This is a genomic window from Sphingobacterium sp. Lzh-3 (assembly GCF_046764375.1).
Classification (GTDB): domain Bacteria; phylum Bacteroidota; class Bacteroidia; order Sphingobacteriales; family Sphingobacteriaceae; genus Sphingobacterium.
The window spans coordinates 5278159-5295651 of the sequence record NZ_CP177226.1; the positions used below are offsets into that span (position 1 = coordinate 5278159).

The window sequence follows — 17493 nt, forward strand, 5'->3', positions numbered from 1 at the left end:
ACGATAATATAAAAGGGAAGAATACAATCAATTAGAGGAATTTATTATGTTACAGTCAAAAATTGCAGGAATTGGCTATTACGTCCCAAAAAACGTATATACCAATAATGACCTAACACGCTTTATGGATACCAGTGACGAATGGATTCAAGAACGAACTGGCATTAAAGAACGTAGATATGCAGACCGAATAGGCGAAACCACCACCACTATGGGGGTCGAAGCAGCTAAAATTGCCATCGAACGAGCTCGTATTACACCTGAAGATGTCGACTTCATCATCTTTGCCACCTTATCGCCAGATTATTATTTTCCGGGCTGCGCCGTTCTACTGCAACGGGAAATGAAGATGAAGGAGGTCGGGGCACTGGATATTAGAAACCAATGTTCTGGCTTTATATATGCGCTTTCTATTGCCGATCAATTTGTCAAAACAGGGATGTACAAAAATGTGCTCGTGGTTGGTTCAGAGAAACACTCTTTTGCACTTGACTTTTCTACGAGAGGACGGGCCGTCTCCGTGATTTTCGGCGATGGTGCCGGAGCAGTGGTTGTGCAACCCACAACCGAAAATGGTAAAGGAATCCTCAGCACGCACTTACATTCAGACGGAGCGGATGCTGAAAAGCTAGCGATGTATTACCCCGGAGCTTCCAGTGGGATTTGGCTGGATAAAATGCCCGACTGGCCGGATCAGGAATTGGGCGGATTATTAATGACCAAAGAGATGCTCGAAGATGGAACTGCGTTTCCAAATATGGATGGTCAGGCCGTCTTCAAAAAAGCTGTTGTCAAATTTCCTGAGGTCATTCATGAAGCGCTAGCGAAAAATAATTTAAAAACCAGCGATATCGATTTATTGATTCCACATCAGGCCAATCTTCGCATTTCCCAATTTGTACAGAAAACTCTTGGGTTAAAGGAAGATCAGGTATTCAACAATATTCAGAAATATGGTAATACCACAGCAGCCTCTGTACCGATAGCACTATGCGAGGCTTGGGAAGAAGGAAAGATTAAAGACGGGGATCTCGTATGCTTGGCAGCTTTTGGAGCAGGGTTTACCTGGGGCTCGGCCTTAATTCGATGGTAGATAATAGCATATATAGAAAAAGGGCTAATCATGTGTGATTAGCCCTTTCTCTTTATATTTCCGAATAAAAAAATTATCCGTTTGATAATGCTGCTGCACCAGATACGATCTCCGTCAATTCTGTTGTAATTGCAGCTTGACGTGCTTGGTTGTAAGATAGCTTAAGTGATTTAATTAAGTCACCAGCATTCTCTGTAGCTTTATCCATTGCCGTCATACGTGCTCCATGTTCAGAGGCATTCGAATCTAAAACAGCTTTGTATAATTGAATCTTGATTGCTTTAGGAATCAACTCCTCGATAATCTTCTCTTTGGAAGGCTCGATGATATAATCCACCTCAGCTTCTATTTTTGCTTTATGCGTATGTTGTTTGTTTTCCTCCGCAGGTAATAATGGTAAAATCTGCTCTGCAGTCAACTCTTGAACTGCTGCATTTTTGAACTGATTATACACTACTTCAACACGATCAAAATTACCTTCTTTGAATTGTTCCATGATAAATTCAGTCACCACAGATACAGAACCAAAATTTAAATCAGAAAACAAATCAGAGTGATTAGCTACCATGTTGAAGTTACGTTTCGAGTAGAAGTCATAACCCTTTTTACCAATACCAATGATACTCAAATTACCCTTTGCATGTTGCTCGGCATATCTGTTAAAGATCAAGTTATTAGTCGCTTTGATAACATTTGCGTTGAATGCTCCAGCCAAACCTCTGTTCGAAGAAACAACAACGATCAACACCTTATTTGGCTCGCGGTCTACTGTAAAAGGAGAGTTACTTCCCTCAACACTCGCAGAAACATCCGCCAAAATATCTCTTAGTTTATTCGCATATGGGCGCAATTGTAAGATAGCGTTAGTAGCGCGCTTCAATTTAGCAGCCGAAACCATTTTCATAGCTTTCGTGATCTGCTGTGTTGATGATACCGAGGTAATCCGGTTTCTTACTTCTTTTAAATTTGCCATATTTGTTTTAAGTATTAAGTACCTAGTATTGAGTATCGAGCCTTGTCGATAGACTCAATACCAAATACTCATTACTATTAATATTTTGATGCTAAATCCTTAGCTACTGTTTCTAATACTGCAGTTAATTCATCGGAGAACTTATTCGCTTTAAAAGCTGACAATACTTCTGGATGACGTTGTTCCAATTGAGTCAAGAATTCTTCTTCAAATTCTCTCACTTTATTTACAGGAACATTACGCAATAAACCTTTAGTTCCGATATAAATGATTGCCACTTGCTTCTCAACAGAAACCGGAGAGTATTGACCTTGTTTCAAGATCTCAACGTTACGAACACCTTTATCCAATACAGATTTAGTAGCAGCATCTAGATCAGAACCGAATTTCGCAAAAGCTTCCAATTCACGGTACTGAGCTTGATCCAACTTTAATGTGCCGGATACCTTTTTCATCGGTTTGATCTGCGCATTACCACCTACACGAGATACAGAGATACCTACGTTGATCGCTGGACGGATACCTGCGTTAAACAAGTTAGACTCCAAGAAGATCTGACCATCTGTAATTGAAATTACGTTGGTTGGGATATACGCTGAAACGTCACCAGCCTGAGTTTCGATGATCGGAAGCGCAGTTAATGAACCACCGCCTTTTACCAAGTGTTTGATCGACTCAGGTAGATCATTCATGTTGCGTGCGATATCATCTGAAGAGTTGATTTTCGCGGCACGCTCCAACAAACGGCTGTGTAGATAAAATACGTCACCAGGGTATGCTTCGCGGCCCGGTGGACGACGTAACAATAATGAAACCTCACGGTAAGCTACCGCTTGTTTAGACAAATCATCATAAACGATCAATGCTGGACGGCCTGTATCACGGAAAAACTCTCCGATAGCAGCACCTGCCATTGGTGCATAGAACTGAAGTGGAGCAGGATCAGCAGCAGATGCAGCAACAACTACTGTATAAGCCATAGCACCTCTTTCCTCCAATGTACGCACGATATTCGCAACTGTAGAATTCTTTTGACCTACGGCAACGTAGATACAAAATACAGGTTCTCCTGCATCATAGAATTCTTTTTGGTTCAAGATTGTATCGATACAAACAGCTGTTTTACCTGTTTGACGGTCACCAATAACCAACTCACGTTGACCACGACCAACTGGGATCATCGCATCGATCGCTTTGATACCTGTTTGTAATGGCTCAGTTACCGGTTGACGGTAGATAACACCTGGAGCTTTACGCTCGATAGGCATTTCATACAAATCACCTTGAATAGGTCCTTTACCATCGATTGGTTGACCTAAAGTATTTACAACACGTCCCAACAAGCCTTCACCAACTTTGATGGATGCAATACGGTTGGTACGTTTAATAGTATCACCTTCTTTGATTTCATCAGAAGGACCTAAAAGTACAACACCAACGTTGTCTTCTTCTAAGTTTAATACAATACCTTGTAATCCGTTATCAAATTCAACCAACTCACCGGACTGAACTTTAGTTAAGCCGTAAATACGAGCAATACCGTCACCCACAGCAAGTACGGTACCCACTTCCTCTAGTTCGGCTTCTGATTTAAAGCCCGACAATTGCTCTCTTAGAATTGCCGAAACTTCATCTGGTCTTACCTCTATCATTTTAATTATTATAAGGGGTTTTTTGATTTATTTTACTTCAAGTATCAGAACAAATTAATTATTCTGATTCAAATATCTTTCCAATTTATTCAACTTACCAGCAATACTTGCATCAATTTGGCGATCGCCGATATTGACTACAAATCCACCGATCAAATTATGATCAACTTTATTGATCAATATCACTTGAGCGTTGGTTTCTTTCGCAAGTACATCTTTCATCGCTGCCAAATTAGCTTCAGAAAGCGGCGCTGCAGATGTAACTGTAGCTTTCACAATTCCTTTTACCTCGTTGTACTCACGAATAAATTCTTGAGCAGTGGCATAAACAATCTCGCCACGACCTTTATTGATCATGATCTTAAAGAATGCCAAGATATTTGGATTGATCTTATCTTTAAATAGCGCATCCAATATGTTTTTCTTCTTGTCCAAAGGAACAATAGGATTGGCAAAAACCGCTTGCAATTCTGTACTGGATTTTAAAACAGTAATGAATGAATCCATATCTGTCTTGATTGTTTCCAGTGCGCCTTGCTCGCTAGCCAAGTCGATTAATGACTTAGCATATCTCGATGCTACTTTAAATACTGACATAATTCTATTTCGTAATTTAAGTGACCGGATTAGTTCAATTTAACGTCATTAAGCAAATCTGCCACTAAAGCTTCTTGCTTTCCTTGGTCCTCAAATTCTTTGTTTAAAACTTTGCGAGCGATATCCAAGGACAAAGAAGAAACCTGAGATTTAACCTCAGCCAAAGCTTTATTCTTTTGTTCATTGATCTCCTCTTTTGCTTGAGCAATCATTCTAGAACCTTCATACTGTGCTTGTGTTCTCGCTTCAGCAACAATTTTCTCTTTTAGCTCCTTTGCTTCTTTAAGGATAACATCACGTTCCGCGCGAGCTTCTTTAAGCAATTGTTCGTTCTCATTTGTCAAACGAGCCATTTCCAATTTAGCTTTCTCAGCAGCCTCCAATGCATTCGCAATTCCTTGCTCACGTTCATCTAAAGCATTTACGATAGGTTTCCAAGCAAATTTGCCTAATAAAAATATCACAACCAATAAGATGATTAGTTGCCAAAAGAACAAACCGTACGAGAACTGATTAATTAATGCTTCCATTTATATACAATTGTAAATTATAATTTTCCTTTGTTTGTATTTTTTTGTTTAAACACAGTCTGCAACCAACCGTTGCAAACTGTGTTTAGTAATTTTTTTAATCAACTTGGATTATGCACCTAAGATTAAAGCACCGAATGCTAAACCTTCAACTAAGGCACCAATGATGATCATCGCAGTTTGAATTTTAGATGCTGCTTCTGGTTGACGAGCGATAGCTTCCATAGCTGAACCACCGATTTTACCTAAACCTAAACCTGCACCGATTACGATTAAACCTGCACCTACTAAATTTGGAATTACCATGTTTTTAATATATAAAATTTAACAAAAAAATTCAATTAATGATGAGCGTGTTCCTCTACTGCCATTCCGATAAATAAGGATGACAACATCGTAAAGATGAATGCTTGAAGAAAAGCTACTAAAAGTTCCAATAAGAATAGAACAAGTGTCAATACCATAGAGACACCAATACTACCTACTACTGTCAACTGTTGTTGGAATAAATAGACAATTGCGATCAAACCCATGACAACAGAGTGACCAGCCGTAATATTCGCAAACAAACGCAACATTAAGGAGAAGGGTTTTGTAAACATACCCAACACCTCAATTGGTGCCAAAACTATTTTAAAAGGAACTGGAACACCCGGCATCCAGAAAATATGCTTCCAATAATCTTTATTTCCTTTGAAATTGATAACAAAAAAGGTAAATAAAGCCAAACATAACGTGACTGTAATATTTCCCGTCACATTAAAACCAAGAGGTGTTAAACCTAATAAGTTTAGAATAAAAATCAGGAAAAATACCGATAACAGGTAAGGCATAAATTCCTTATAACGGTGACCGATATTAGGAATAGCCATTTCATCACGTACATATAAAACCAATGGCTCTAAAACACGACCGATGCCTTTTGGCAAATTATTCACACCTTTTTTATAGGTTTTAGCTAGGCAGATAAAGCCCCAAAACATTAAAAATGCAGCTAATATTAAACCGACAACGTTTTTTGTAATCGAAAAATCTAGGGGTTTTGCATTCGTAGGATGATGTTTTTCATCGTAACTCAATGTACCAGCAGCGTCTGTTTTATAGATCTTTCCGTGATAAAGTGTGTAGTATTGACCATTTTTCTCCACAACAGACTCACCATGATGAAACTCGCCAGAAGAAAAAACAATCAATCCATTATCAATAAGAATTACTGGCAATGGAAAACCATAATGTTTTCCTGCTTTTTTATCGGTAAACAAAGAGAAATAATGATCATCCTGTAAGTGATGTTGACTATACTCTTTAATTTCCTCAGCCTGGGTTTTAGGCGCATCCCCATGCGCTTCCTCAGCTGCTTTTAAGGTAAAAGGATTGACAGCAAGAAAAATTACTGCAAATAATAAAAGTGCTCTCTTAAGATTCACCATTTCAGATTACTATTGAATAATAAAAAATTTTGCGCAAAAATACAATTTTATTTGGCATAAATCACCATTTGTTTAAACTTTTTCCAAAAATAGTTTAAACCTTTTTATCTACTTGATTTAAAGCGCTAAAAGCGATGTATACATCCACAAACAAAGCGATGAAAAATACCACCAAAAAGTTATATTCGATAAAGTTGTTTTCAACGGTCTTTAGCCCGTCCTTTATATAAATATACCCCGCGACAGCTTTCAGTAGCACGAGCCCTAGAAATATTACACCTAATTTCTCCGGCATGGACCAGTTCGCAAAAAAGATCAAAACCGCAGCCAGCAAAGAAGAACAGACGCCAAAAGTATACATCCCCACAAGACTGTAGGACGTTTGAGCCCAGTATCCCTCTGTGTTCATTCCGGATATCACGAGATAATGCGCAGCAAAACTTGCCGCAAAAACGATCAGCAGTACAAATACGCTTTTCAGATAACTATTCATTTTTATTAATTTGATTTGCCTGCCTGATGAACTGATACAAAGATACAATCACCCCCAAAAGTGTTAATCCCTTCATCCCCCATTCACCAGCAATCGCATATTTATTGTCCAACCAAGTTCCCACCCAATAAAATAAATAGATTGTCACACCCATTTGAATAGGCATGGAAGTAAATACAATCCATTTGTTAATTTTCTTATTGGTTTTCTCCTCTTTCAATTAGCTTATAATAAAAGGTTGACAAATATACATCATAAATCCTTATCCACTACAATCCCAAAACTTTTTGTCCAATTTTAATATCCGGATAATCAATATCTGCCCCCAAAAGCATTTTAAGTTCTGAAGAGGATTTATCCGGGTTTGCACGTATCACACCAAGAATACGATCCAACTTCTCCTGCGCGATCAACTCTGTTGCTTCCACTTCGGCACCCACAAAGTTAATCAGGTGCCCATATATCGTACCGGCAACCATCCCGCGCTTAACCGCTATATCAGCAATGCTCATCCCATCCTTAAACATTTCTAAGGAAACCTCCTTTGTATCCAACTTTTTAGGCCCCTCTTCATCTGCATTTTGCGCAGCCAATTCATCTTTTTCTTTGGTCTTCACACTGGCAGCAACATCGAGCATCGCTGTTTGAAAATCTTCCCGTTTTGAAAGCGTATCGGCAATAAGCAGACAGTGTTGCAACTGCTCGCGTTTTCGCTTGTAATCAAGCAACAGTGCTTTTAACTCGTCAATATATTTCTTCGTACGTTTTCGTATCTGGTACTCTTCGATATGTTTAGTTAAGGCCTCAATCAGATCTACATCCATTTTCGGTAAAAACCAATTGACCGCAGCAGTAGAACGTTCACAAATTACATCATAGTCGATCGCGTTTTTATCCCGCAACAAATCATACAATACGACAATAAACTTATGTGCAACTTTCTCCTGGGTCTGAAGGTGCTTGACCAATTGTTGAAAAAATAGTACTGCTTGTTCCTTTCCATCAATATTACGCTCCTCAAGTGATTTCAGTAATTCAGAAGTTTCGGCCAATAGACCGTCCCAACGGAAACCGTGCATTAAAATCTGGCCAAGATAATTCCGCTGGCATTGCTCTAGAATCTCATTTACATCAGCCTGTCCCTGAGCACGCTGCGCAAATTCGACAACTTGGTAATCGGTACGGATGGCATAAGACGGGATGATCGATTTTAATACAAGCCCATCTAAACTCGTTAAACGGCTCAGTGCAACGTACACCTGTCCCGCAGCAAAAGAGGTACCTGCGTCAATAATCGCTTTTTGAAAAGTTAAACCCTGGCTTTTATGAATGGTGATAGCCCAGGCCAGTCGAAGTGGAAATTGCGAAAATGTACCCAATATCTCCTCCTTAATCTGATCTTGCCCCTTATCGTAATTATACCGAATATTCTCCCAGGTCTCCCTTTTTACCGTAACAGATTCCGACCCATCAGGAAATGTAACCGTTACTGTGCCCTGCATCGTATCGATGTCCTTTACCGTACCAATCTTTCCATTGTAATATTTACGCTCATCTCCCGAATCGTTTCGAATAAACATCACCTGTGCCCCTATCTTTAAGGATAACGTTTCTTCAGCAGGGTAGGAACCCTGCGCAAAATCATCTTTGACAACAGCCTTAAGATTTAACATTTTCCCCGATAATGATGCCAACTTGGCTCCGTTTATTTCATCAGCATTTCGATTATGGGAGGTCAATGTAATATACTGATCCTCTTCATTTGGAACAAAGTCCTGTTGATAATAACCATTTAAGGTCGTTAGCATATCACTTGTACACTGATTGTTTCGTATGGCATTCAAAATGGAAATAAAACCCTCATCTTGCTGACGATAGATTTTATTAAGCTCTAACATCACCAACGGATTATCCCTTAAAATTTTAGCGTTAAAGAAGAAAACAGAAGAATAATGATCCCGTAAAACATTCCATTCGGCATCTTTCACTACTGGTGGCAACTGATATAAATCTCCGATAAACAATACTTGTAACCCACCAAAAGGTCGCATATCGCGACGAACAGATTGCAGAATCACATTAATCGCATCCAATGTATCTGCACGGACCATTGAGACCTCATCAATCACCAAAAGCTCAAGTTCCTGCAAGATAGCCCTGCGCTGCTTGGTCAGTTTAATCGTACTGAATAAACGTGATTTATTGTAAATATGACTATCCTGCTCGTCCCAACGTAACTCATAATCTTCAATAAAGGTTCCAAATGGAAGCCAAAATAAAGAATGTAAAGTGGTTCCGCCCGCATTCATCGCAGCCACGCCCGTGGGTGCCGTAATAGCCATCTTCTTGTAGCTATGCTCACGGATATACTTCAAGAACGTCGTTTTTCCTGTACCAGCCTTTCCTGTTATAAATATGTTTTGGTTCGTTTGGTTAACAAAAGCAACAGCCTGCATAAATGCAGTATTTTCCCGATCGACTTGAAAGTTTGACATATCCTGAAATTAGATTGATCACAAAATTAGCAATTTCATTTTTAACTTCACGCGACATATTATAGCTAGAGATATCCAAAACAGCTCCATTATAACGGATTTAGATAAAGCTAAAACGGTTAACTTAAAATATTAATGGATTTTTTTTATATTTAGCAACTGAATTAACGAATAACAAATTTTTAGAATTTTTAATATGGCTATAGATAAAATCGCATTGTTTGAAAAAGTACAGGAAATGCTGACATCCAAAGGTTTTCGTATTGATAAATCAGATGCTGCACGCCCTTGGGGAGGATTTTTCGTTATCGACGAATCCCAAGCACAAGAATTTGCCGATGAGTACTTCGGCGGAATGGATGTACAAGAATTAAGAATTTCAGGAAAATTAAGCCCAAAAATTTTAATTGTCGCACCAGAGAAAAGACTTTCATGGCAATATCACCACCGTCGTGCCGAAATCTGGCGAGTTATCCAAGGTAACGTAGGCGTTATGGTTTCTGACACAGATGAAGAATCGGTTGTTTCAACATTGAAAGAGGGAGAAACAATCAGATTACGCCAAGGACAACGTCACCGTTTAATCGGATTGGACGGCTTCGGTATCTTGGCAGAGATCTGGCAGCACACAGATGCCAACAATCCTTCTGACGAAGACGATATTGTTCGCGTACAAGATGATTTTGGCAGATAATAGTCCCACAGGACCGTTACCGCCCAAACAAAGATTCCCAATCAACAATTGGGAATCTTTGTTTTTACCCCAACATAAAGTGCCATAGCAGCTGATTCACTCTCCCTACTTTGCATTTCATCGCTTTTATCCAAGCTCCTCCACCCCATGTCCATTTCAGATGTTCCATAACGCAATTCATTAGAAGAGAATATTAATTTTTATTATTTTAGTAGAGATATAATCAACTATGACATGATGAGCAACGACGATACTAAAAGAGGATCCAGTATATTAAACAGTCTGAAGAAATTAATTTTTGAGGACGATCAGCCAAAGCAAACGCCACCGGCACAAGCCCCTCCGGCGCCAGCTACTAGCGCTGCTCCAGAAAGCCCCGCTGTACCACCGGCATATTCATCGCCCACGGCCCAGGCTCCAACTGGAAAAACACCGCCCCCAATCCCAATAACAGCCAATGACGGAACAACCGACCTCAAAGAAATGAAATTAAAGGTCTATGCCATTCTTGAAAAACTCAACGAACAGGGTGTAGATTTTTTCGAAGTATGGAATGCTGCTGCCGCAATGGGAAAAGTAGAGGAAAACACATTAAAAGCAGCCTATACTTCACTGAAATTTGTAGACAGTTCGTTAACCAAGGATAAACTGGTAGCAACTGGCACAAATTATGCTAATAAATTGAAAGAAACCATTGCCAAAGAATCGGAACAAAAACAGGCTGAAAAGAAAAAGACTGAACAAGACCGAACCATGGAGATTGCAAATCTGAACACTGAAATCAAAACAATAACGGAGAATATCGCCAAATTGCAAGATGACCTACAGAAAAAACAACTCGCTTTGGGTCAAATTAATGAAAAGTACGAACCAAGAATTAAAGATATCGAACAAAAAATAAACATCGGCAACGCGGCCGTTGATGAAGTGGTCACCGAAATCAACACTGCCTTGCATATGATTAATCAATCAATAACATAAAAATAAATCAATGGAAAGAAAAGATCAGTATGTTAATATTCCCGCTGAGATAAAAACGCAACTTCCGATATTTCAAGTACTGGGCGATCATTTGCCTGCACAATTAAAATCACCAGAAGCGAAGAAGACAGCTTCATCGATCTTCTTTTGGGCGCTTTTACTTGGCGGAGCCTTTGCTTTTTTCAAGTACTTACCGATTATGCTGGAATATGCCGGAAAAAGTATACTTTTTGTGATATTCAGTATAATCCTGATTACCTTACTATTGCTAGCCCCAAAGATCATTGCGCTATTGCACCGACTGGGTACCGTCCTACTTTTTAAAGGTGAAAAATCCATCATTAGAAATAACCCTATCGAAACCTTACAACTGTTATCAAGAGATGCAAAAGACACCCTGAAACGTGTGAAGGAAAAAATCAGCAATGTAGACGGTGTCCGCATCGACATGATTCAAAGCGGTGAAACTGCTCAAAAAACAGCCGAAGAGAAGTACACCTATGCGAAACGTTTCACCGCTGAAGCGGCCAATCTCGACGAGAAATCAAAGGAGGAAACGAGCAAAAATAATGCAGAGAAGGCAAATGCTTATGCAAGAGATGCCAAAGAAACACGTACCAAAGCATTTCTATTGGGAAAAGAAGGTGAATCTGAAGAGCAAAATGCGCGCAGTTACGTACAATATGCCAATCAATTTGCAAAAGTATTGGAAGTTCTAAAAGATAATGAAAGCGCAGCGCGTATCTATGTCAGCACCTTGGATAGCAGCATTTCTATTATTTCCAAGAAGCTAGAAGCCACTCAAAAGATGAAAAATGCCACCGATGGCCTAGCCGATGTGTTCAATATTAAAGATGGCTGGGCATTTCAAGAGGCCATGAATGCAGCAACAGGTGCCATCAGTCAAAATATTGCCTCTATCCGATCGAATCTTGATTTCTTGGATCAAAACAACAACATCACCGTGGGTGGCACGCCTACTCAAGGTGAACTGGAAGAGTTTATCCGCAAAGTTGACGAACGTAATCTAAATGTATTAAACGTAACACAAATGGCCGATGCCAGCTATGAACTCAAACCCGAAGAAAAAGTAGATAAAGGATTTACATTACTCGATTAACATTAACTAAAATCAAACTTATTATACGAACATTATGGAAGAAAAATCAACATGGGCAAGATTAAGATGGCCAATCAAAGCAATTATCATCGCCTTACCTATTCTCGCAATCGGTTATTGGGCCATTCAATCGGGCAAATTTGATGCTAATTCGACAGTCCAAACAACAGATTCAACAAGCAATAATGGTCATGCGGCCGCACCTTCATCAGGCTCAGAAACGACTCGTTCATTCAACTATCAACCCGAAAAACCAATCGACGGCGAATACAAGGGTGTCGTTGAAGTGGGCGCTTCGGGTTTCAATTCCTTTGTCGTCAATATGGACAAAGAAAATCGCTGGGAGATCATTTCCAAAGACTTTGGAAAGTCATTTGCATACGAAGGATTGGCAAATACGGAAGACATCCGTAAAGGATTAAAAGATTATATAGGCATGATGCTCGACAAAGGCGTCAAATCCAAAAACATACATTTCGTCATTAGCTCCGGAGCCCAGAAAGAACCTAAAACTTCAGTTATCAGTGCTGAACTAAGAAAAATGGGCTTTGTGGTCAACCTGGTTACAGCAGAGCAAGAAGGAAAATTAGCATTAAAATCTGTCCTGCCGAAAGCTTACGAAGATAATTCATTTGTTGTTGACATAGGCTCCGGTAATACTAAAATTTCCTGGATTGACGGTGACACAAAATCGGTAGAAGCACCTGGTGCAAAATATTATGAAAAAGACCTTAAAGATGACGCGGTCTATACAGAAGTAAAAAAATTAGGCGAGAAAATTCCGTCAAATAAAAGAGAGGTTTGTTTTATTATAGGCGGGGTTCCTTTTGAATTAGCATCGCAGACACGCCAAGGTGAAGAGCGTTTTACGGTTTTGAACGATCCAGCATCTTACAAAACAGATAAAATAAAAACAAAAAGCGGTGTCAACATCTATAAAGCAATTAAAGATGCAACCAATTGCGACACTTTCGTATTTGATTGGGATGCCAATTTCACGATCGGATTCCTACTTTCACTAAACAAATAGTCAAGACGATTAGCATTAAAAAAAGCGCTGTTCTCTTTTATTGGGAACAGCGCTTTTTTTTAACCTTTTTTGTTATCCCATAAAACTCAAGAGATATAAAACAATAATGATCGCCAATACCAAAAAAGCAATTTTCCAAAAGCTATAAGGTCGTTGTCCATAAACTTTACCGTTAAATGCATTGACCATGATCTGATAACTCTTTCCTTTGTACTGATAAGCTGATAACCACACAGGTAAAAGAATATACTTCAATTTAATGGATTTAAAATCGCTATCAATAGAATCAATATCCTGTGTATCACCACCGATGTCATTCTCAACCTGGCGTTCGATTTCCCGATCCATTATTGTCCGGGCAGTCTCCGCCGCTTTTACATGATCCACACTAAAAGTTTCAGCGATAAAGCCACTTAAATATTGCTCATTGAAAGGTTTTAGATAGCCCAAATTCCAAGGTCCGATTTTATCAGAGAACTTTTCGGGAAGAGATGTTGATCCCGAAATGACAATATCCTTAAATTGACTATAGATACTACCTGAAGCTGGATACCAATTTGTTCGTCTTTCTTCGTATTCTTCCGTCTCACCATCCGAATTACGTCTTGTACGCGTCACATAATAATACTCGCCACGTGACCCCACATAATCAGAATGTACATCTGCATCATAGGACCAAAATGGTATATACACTCCTTTTAAACGATCATTTCTTGAATTAAAAATTCGCTTAAAGTCATTCGGAGCGAACCATATCTTACCGGCCCATTGTGTCAATAACCCAAAAGCATTTTTGTAATCAACGGAAAAGGGAACAAGACCATGTGGCTTCACAATACGCTTTTGCTGATGGTCAATTACCAAAGGTGAAGCACAAAAAGCACATAAATCTGCCGTAACATGAGGATTCAAACGCGAGTTTGCACCACAGTTACTGCAATGCACGACTTCAGCCAAATAGCTATAGCGCTCATCGGCGACTCCTTCCATTGCTTGTCCAAAAACTTTATAATCTGTAGATTCAATATGCCCATCTTCCGGTAGCTGATCCGCTATTTCATTCCTAGTTCCACAATAGGAACACTCTAAATAGGAAGTACCGGGCTGATAAGTCAAGATAGCACCACAGCCCTGGCATTTTAACCCCTGCTCTATTTCGGAGGTTTTTTCTTCAAAACTCATAAAACTCGGTCGTCCGTTTTATCCTAAACTCCTGGTATCGGTGGCGGGTTCTGCGAAAACAGATCCTTTAATTCGCCTACCTTTTCAGCCTCGATCCAGTTTTCAAGTCCCTCTTTCCAAACCAAGGTGGCAAGTGTCATCGTCCCCTCTTTTACAAGACCGCGCAGCTGTTCCGGATCAAATGGCCCTTCCTGCTTACCTTTAATGGCCAGGTAATAGGCTACCGTTTTGGGCAATGGAGGTGGTCCAACGGCTCCGGTAGACGAAGCTACAGCAGCTGAGCCCATACCAGTAGGATTATTCCCATCAAAACTGTTTTGCTGAAATACATTACCCATTTGACCAACCATTCCTGCTCCCAGCCCAGCACCAAATCCAGCACCTACGATCCCCCCACTATTGGGATTCTCAGCAGCTTTCTCCATGGAATTAGCCGCTTGAAATTGGGCATATGCCCCTAGATTACCAACGACCCCCATACTGCTTCGCTTATCAAGCGCCTTTTCCACCTCTTCTGGGAATGAAATATTTTCGATTAAGAATTTCGTTAAGCTCAAACCCAACTCATCAAAATCAACCCCAATTTTTTGTTGTATCAAAGCCGAAACTTCATCATAGTTGGATGCGAGGTCTAAGGCTGGTATCTTCGACTCAGCAATAGCATCCATCCCACGCGATACCGCAATATTTCGAAGTTGCTCTGTGATATCTTCAACAGTAAAAACAGGCGTCGTCGCAACCAGCTGTTTCATAAAAACAGTAACGTCCTTCACCTGAAAGGAGAAATTACCGAAAGCCCGAAGTCGAATTGGTCCAAATTCAGGATCCCGCAGCATAATCGGATTTTTGGTTCCCCATTTCTGATTGACAAATTGTCGAAGGTTGACAAAATAGACATCGGCTTTGAATGGGCTATTGAACCCGTATTTCCAACCTCTGATGGTTGTCATGATCGGCATATTCTGTGTTGTCAATTCATAGCGACCAGGCTGAAAAACATCCGCAACCACACCTTCATTCAAAAATACCGCAGCCTGCCCTTCCCGCACAGTCAACTGCGCACCCATTTTTATTTCATTCTGATACCGTGGAAACTTCCACACAATCGTATCTGTGCTATTATCGACCCATTCGATAATATCGACAAACTCATTCCTAATTTTATCAAATAATCCCATAAATTATTCTCGTTACAATTACTTACACTAAATGTAAACATTTCCCAGCAAACCGGCAATTTTCTCCAGCAGCACGCAAACGATCGATATCTAAAAAATTTAGCCTTTTAAACTACTTATCATAGTTTATTTTTTTTACTTTTGTTAGCTAAGTTCTACATTAATTTATGAGTACATATAACGAAGACAGCATTAGGTCCCTGGATTGGAAAGAGCATATTCGCCTTCGTCCGGGAATGTACATTGGAAAATTAGGGGACGGTTCGGCCTATGATGATGGTATCTATGTTTTATTGAAAGAGGTCGTTGACAACTCGATTGATGAGTTTGTTATGGGCGCTGGTAAAATTATTGATATCACGGTAAACGAAAATAAAGTTTCCGTACGCGATTATGGACGTGGTATTCCAATTGGTTCTGTGGTTGATGTTGTTTCTAAAATCAATACAGGTGGTAAATATGATAGTAAGGCTTTCCAAAAGTCCGTTGGTTTAAATGGTGTCGGTACAAAAGCCGTAAATGCTTTGTCCAGTCAGTTTACCGTACAGTCATATCGTCAAAACATAACGCGCATCGCCCAATTCTCCAAAGGAGAATTAGTCAACGATGAACAAAAGGATACAACACAACGAAATGGTACAGCCGTAACATTTTACCCCGACGATTCTATTTTCCGGAATTATAAATATAGGCCTGAATTTGTTGAAAACATGATCTGGAACTATGTTTTTCTAAACTCAGGACTTACGATCAACTTTAATGGTCAAAAGTTTATTTCTGAGCACGGACTAAAAGATCTATTGGAACGAAATATTGATGCTGAATCCATGCGCTATCCGATTATTCACTTACGGGGGGATGATATTGAAATCGCGATGACTCACGGCCAGCAGTACGGAGAAGAATATTATTCTTTTGTCAACGGTCAGCATACCACGCAAGGTGGAACACACCAGGCTGCCTTCCGTGAAGCAATTGTCAAAACAATCCGCGAGTTCTACAAAAAAGAATTTGACGCATCGGATATTCGTTCATCAATCATCGGTGCCATCGCGATCAAAGTGCAGGAACCTGTTTTTGAATCACAGACGAAAACAAAGCTAGGATCTCAAAGTGTAGGCCCGGAAGGTCCTACTGTAAGAGGATTTATCAATGACTTTGTCAAAAAAGCATTGGATGATTACCTACATAAAAATCCGACAACAGCTGATGCCCTTCAAAAACGTATTCTCCAATCAGAACGTGAACGTAAGGATATCGCCGGTATCAAAAAACTCGCCAACGAAAGAGCGAAGAAAGCTTCTTTGCACAATCGTAAACTACGTGACTGTAAAGTGCACTTCAGTGATAAAAATGAACGTAACCAAGAGACAACTTTGTTTATCACTGAGGGGGATTCTGCATCTGGTTCAATTACCAAATCGCGGGATGTGCAGACTCAAGCAGTTTTCAGCTTAAAAGGAAAACCGTTAAACTCCTACGGCATGTCCAAAAAGATCGTTTATGAAAACGAAGAATTTAACCTCTTACAACACGCGCTTAATATTGAAGACGGTCTCGATGGATTACGCTACAACAATATCGTTATCGCTACCGATGCCGACGTCGATGGAATGCACATCCGTCTGTTGTTATTGACATTTTTCTTGCAGTTTTTTCCAGACCTTGTCAAAGCCGGTCACGTTTCCATCTTACAGACACCGCTTTTCCGTGTCCGCAACAAGAAGGAAACGATCTATTGCTATTCCGATGAAGAACGACAAAAAGCAATCGCAAAATTAGGCGCTAAGCCTGAAATTACCCGATTCAAAGGTTTAGGTGAGATATCACCTTCCGAATTTGGATTATTTATCGGAAAAGATATCCGCCTTGATCCGGTTATCTTGTCCAAAGACAATAAAATTCAACAGTTATTAGAATATTACATGGGCAAAAACACACCAGACCGACAAAAACATATTGTCGAAAATCTACGTGTTGAAGTTGACCTTGAAGAAGAACTAACAAAAAAAGCGGGTTAAAATAACCCGCTTTTTTAGCAACCT

At 39.8% G+C, this 17493-nt stretch carries 17 protein-coding genes; 6 read left to right on the forward strand and 11 right to left on the reverse strand.

The window, feature by feature from the left end; all coding sequences use genetic code 11:
* Positions 1–46 precede the first annotated feature (46 nt).
* Complete coding sequence (locus ACLCDV_RS22320) at positions 47–1093, forward strand: 3-oxoacyl-ACP synthase III family protein (protein ID WP_411972258.1); 1047 nt, start codon at positions 47–49, stop codon at positions 1091–1093.
* Positions 1094–1166: 73 nt separating this feature from the next.
* Here the strand turns inward: ACLCDV_RS22320 and atpG are convergent, their stop codons facing one another.
* The 9 genes from atpG to ACLCDV_RS22365 form a co-directional block, all read right to left on the reverse strand.
* A complete protein-coding gene (gene atpG, locus ACLCDV_RS22325) occupies positions 1167–2066 on the reverse strand; it encodes an ATP synthase F1 subunit gamma (protein ID WP_411972259.1) in 900 nt (299 codons plus the stop codon).
* Between the two features lie 77 nt (positions 2067–2143).
* The gene (gene atpA, locus ACLCDV_RS22330; RefSeq protein ID WP_075994168.1) at positions 2144–3718 is read right to left on the reverse strand and encodes a F0F1 ATP synthase subunit alpha; all 1575 of its coding nucleotides are present in this window, start codon (positions 3716–3718) and stop codon (positions 2144–2146) included.
* A 54-nt stretch (positions 3719–3772) separates the two neighbouring features.
* Entirely contained in the window at positions 3773–4315 is a 543-nt protein-coding gene (atpH, locus tag ACLCDV_RS22335) for an ATP synthase F1 subunit delta (RefSeq protein ID WP_411972260.1), read from the reverse strand.
* Between the two features lie 29 nt (positions 4316–4344).
* Positions 4345–4845 (reverse strand): F0F1 ATP synthase subunit B, encoded by a 501-nt coding sequence (locus ACLCDV_RS22340; RefSeq protein ID WP_286884231.1) that lies wholly within the window; start codon positions 4843–4845, stop codon positions 4345–4347.
* Between the two features lie 111 nt (positions 4846–4956).
* Complete coding sequence (gene atpE, locus ACLCDV_RS22345) at positions 4957–5151, reverse strand: ATP synthase F0 subunit C (RefSeq protein ID WP_121127264.1); 195 nt, start codon at positions 5149–5151, stop codon at positions 4957–4959.
* Between the two features lie 35 nt (positions 5152–5186).
* Positions 5187–6275, reverse strand: coding sequence for a F0F1 ATP synthase subunit A (gene atpB, locus ACLCDV_RS22350; protein WP_286842904.1), 1089 nt, complete (start codon positions 6273–6275; stop codon positions 5187–5189).
* A 94-nt stretch (positions 6276–6369) separates the two neighbouring features.
* Positions 6370–6768: a hypothetical protein gene (locus tag ACLCDV_RS22355; RefSeq protein WP_411972261.1), complete on the reverse strand. Its 399-nt coding sequence runs from the start codon at positions 6766–6768 to the stop codon at positions 6370–6372.
* A complete protein-coding gene (locus tag ACLCDV_RS22360) occupies positions 6761–6988 on the reverse strand; it encodes an AtpZ/AtpI family protein (RefSeq protein ID WP_286842900.1) in 228 nt (75 codons plus the stop codon). The genes ACLCDV_RS22355 and ACLCDV_RS22360 overlap by 8 nt, the downstream gene beginning before the upstream one ends.
* Positions 6989–7037: 49 nt before the next feature.
* On the reverse strand, positions 7038–9263 hold the full coding sequence (locus tag ACLCDV_RS22365) for a helix-turn-helix domain-containing protein (protein ID WP_411972262.1): 2226 nt from the start codon (positions 9261–9263) through the stop codon (positions 7038–7040).
* Between the two features lie 196 nt (positions 9264–9459).
* Between ACLCDV_RS22365 and ACLCDV_RS22370 the strand changes: the two genes are divergently transcribed.
* From ACLCDV_RS22370 to ACLCDV_RS22385, 4 genes are all read left to right on the forward strand, one after another.
* Complete coding sequence (locus ACLCDV_RS22370; RefSeq protein WP_046671961.1) at positions 9460–9957, forward strand: cupin domain-containing protein; 498 nt, start codon at positions 9460–9462, stop codon at positions 9955–9957.
* A gap of 234 nt (positions 9958–10191) precedes the next feature.
* Positions 10192–10938 carry a hypothetical protein gene (locus ACLCDV_RS22375; RefSeq protein ID WP_286842891.1) on the forward strand — a complete coding sequence of 249 codons (747 nt, stop codon included), beginning with the start codon at positions 10192–10194 and terminating at the stop codon, positions 10936–10938.
* 10 nt (positions 10939–10948) lie between these two features.
* Positions 10949–12058, forward strand: coding sequence for a hypothetical protein (locus tag ACLCDV_RS22380; protein WP_088162938.1), 1110 nt, complete (start codon positions 10949–10951; stop codon positions 12056–12058).
* 34 nt (positions 12059–12092) lie between these two features.
* On the forward strand, positions 12093–13088 hold the full coding sequence (locus ACLCDV_RS22385; protein ID WP_286842889.1) for a hypothetical protein: 996 nt from the start codon (positions 12093–12095) through the stop codon (positions 13086–13088).
* A 72-nt stretch (positions 13089–13160) separates the two neighbouring features.
* Here ACLCDV_RS22385 and ACLCDV_RS22390 read toward each other — a convergent pair whose 3' ends face one another.
* Together ACLCDV_RS22390 and ACLCDV_RS22395 are read right to left on the reverse strand one after the other, a co-directional pair.
* Positions 13161–14270: a zinc finger domain-containing protein gene (locus ACLCDV_RS22390; RefSeq protein WP_075994177.1), complete on the reverse strand. Its 1110-nt coding sequence runs from the start codon at positions 14268–14270 to the stop codon at positions 13161–13163.
* Positions 14271–14293: 23 nt separating this feature from the next.
* Entirely contained in the window at positions 14294–15448 is a 1155-nt protein-coding gene (locus ACLCDV_RS22395; protein ID WP_317669556.1) for an SPFH domain-containing protein, read from the reverse strand.
* A 167-nt stretch (positions 15449–15615) separates the two neighbouring features.
* Between ACLCDV_RS22395 and ACLCDV_RS22400 the strand changes: the two genes are divergently transcribed.
* Positions 15616–17469, forward strand: coding sequence for a DNA topoisomerase IV subunit B (locus ACLCDV_RS22400; protein ID WP_333577674.1), 1854 nt, complete (start codon positions 15616–15618; stop codon positions 17467–17469).
* The last annotated feature ends 24 nt before the right edge of the window (positions 17470–17493 follow it).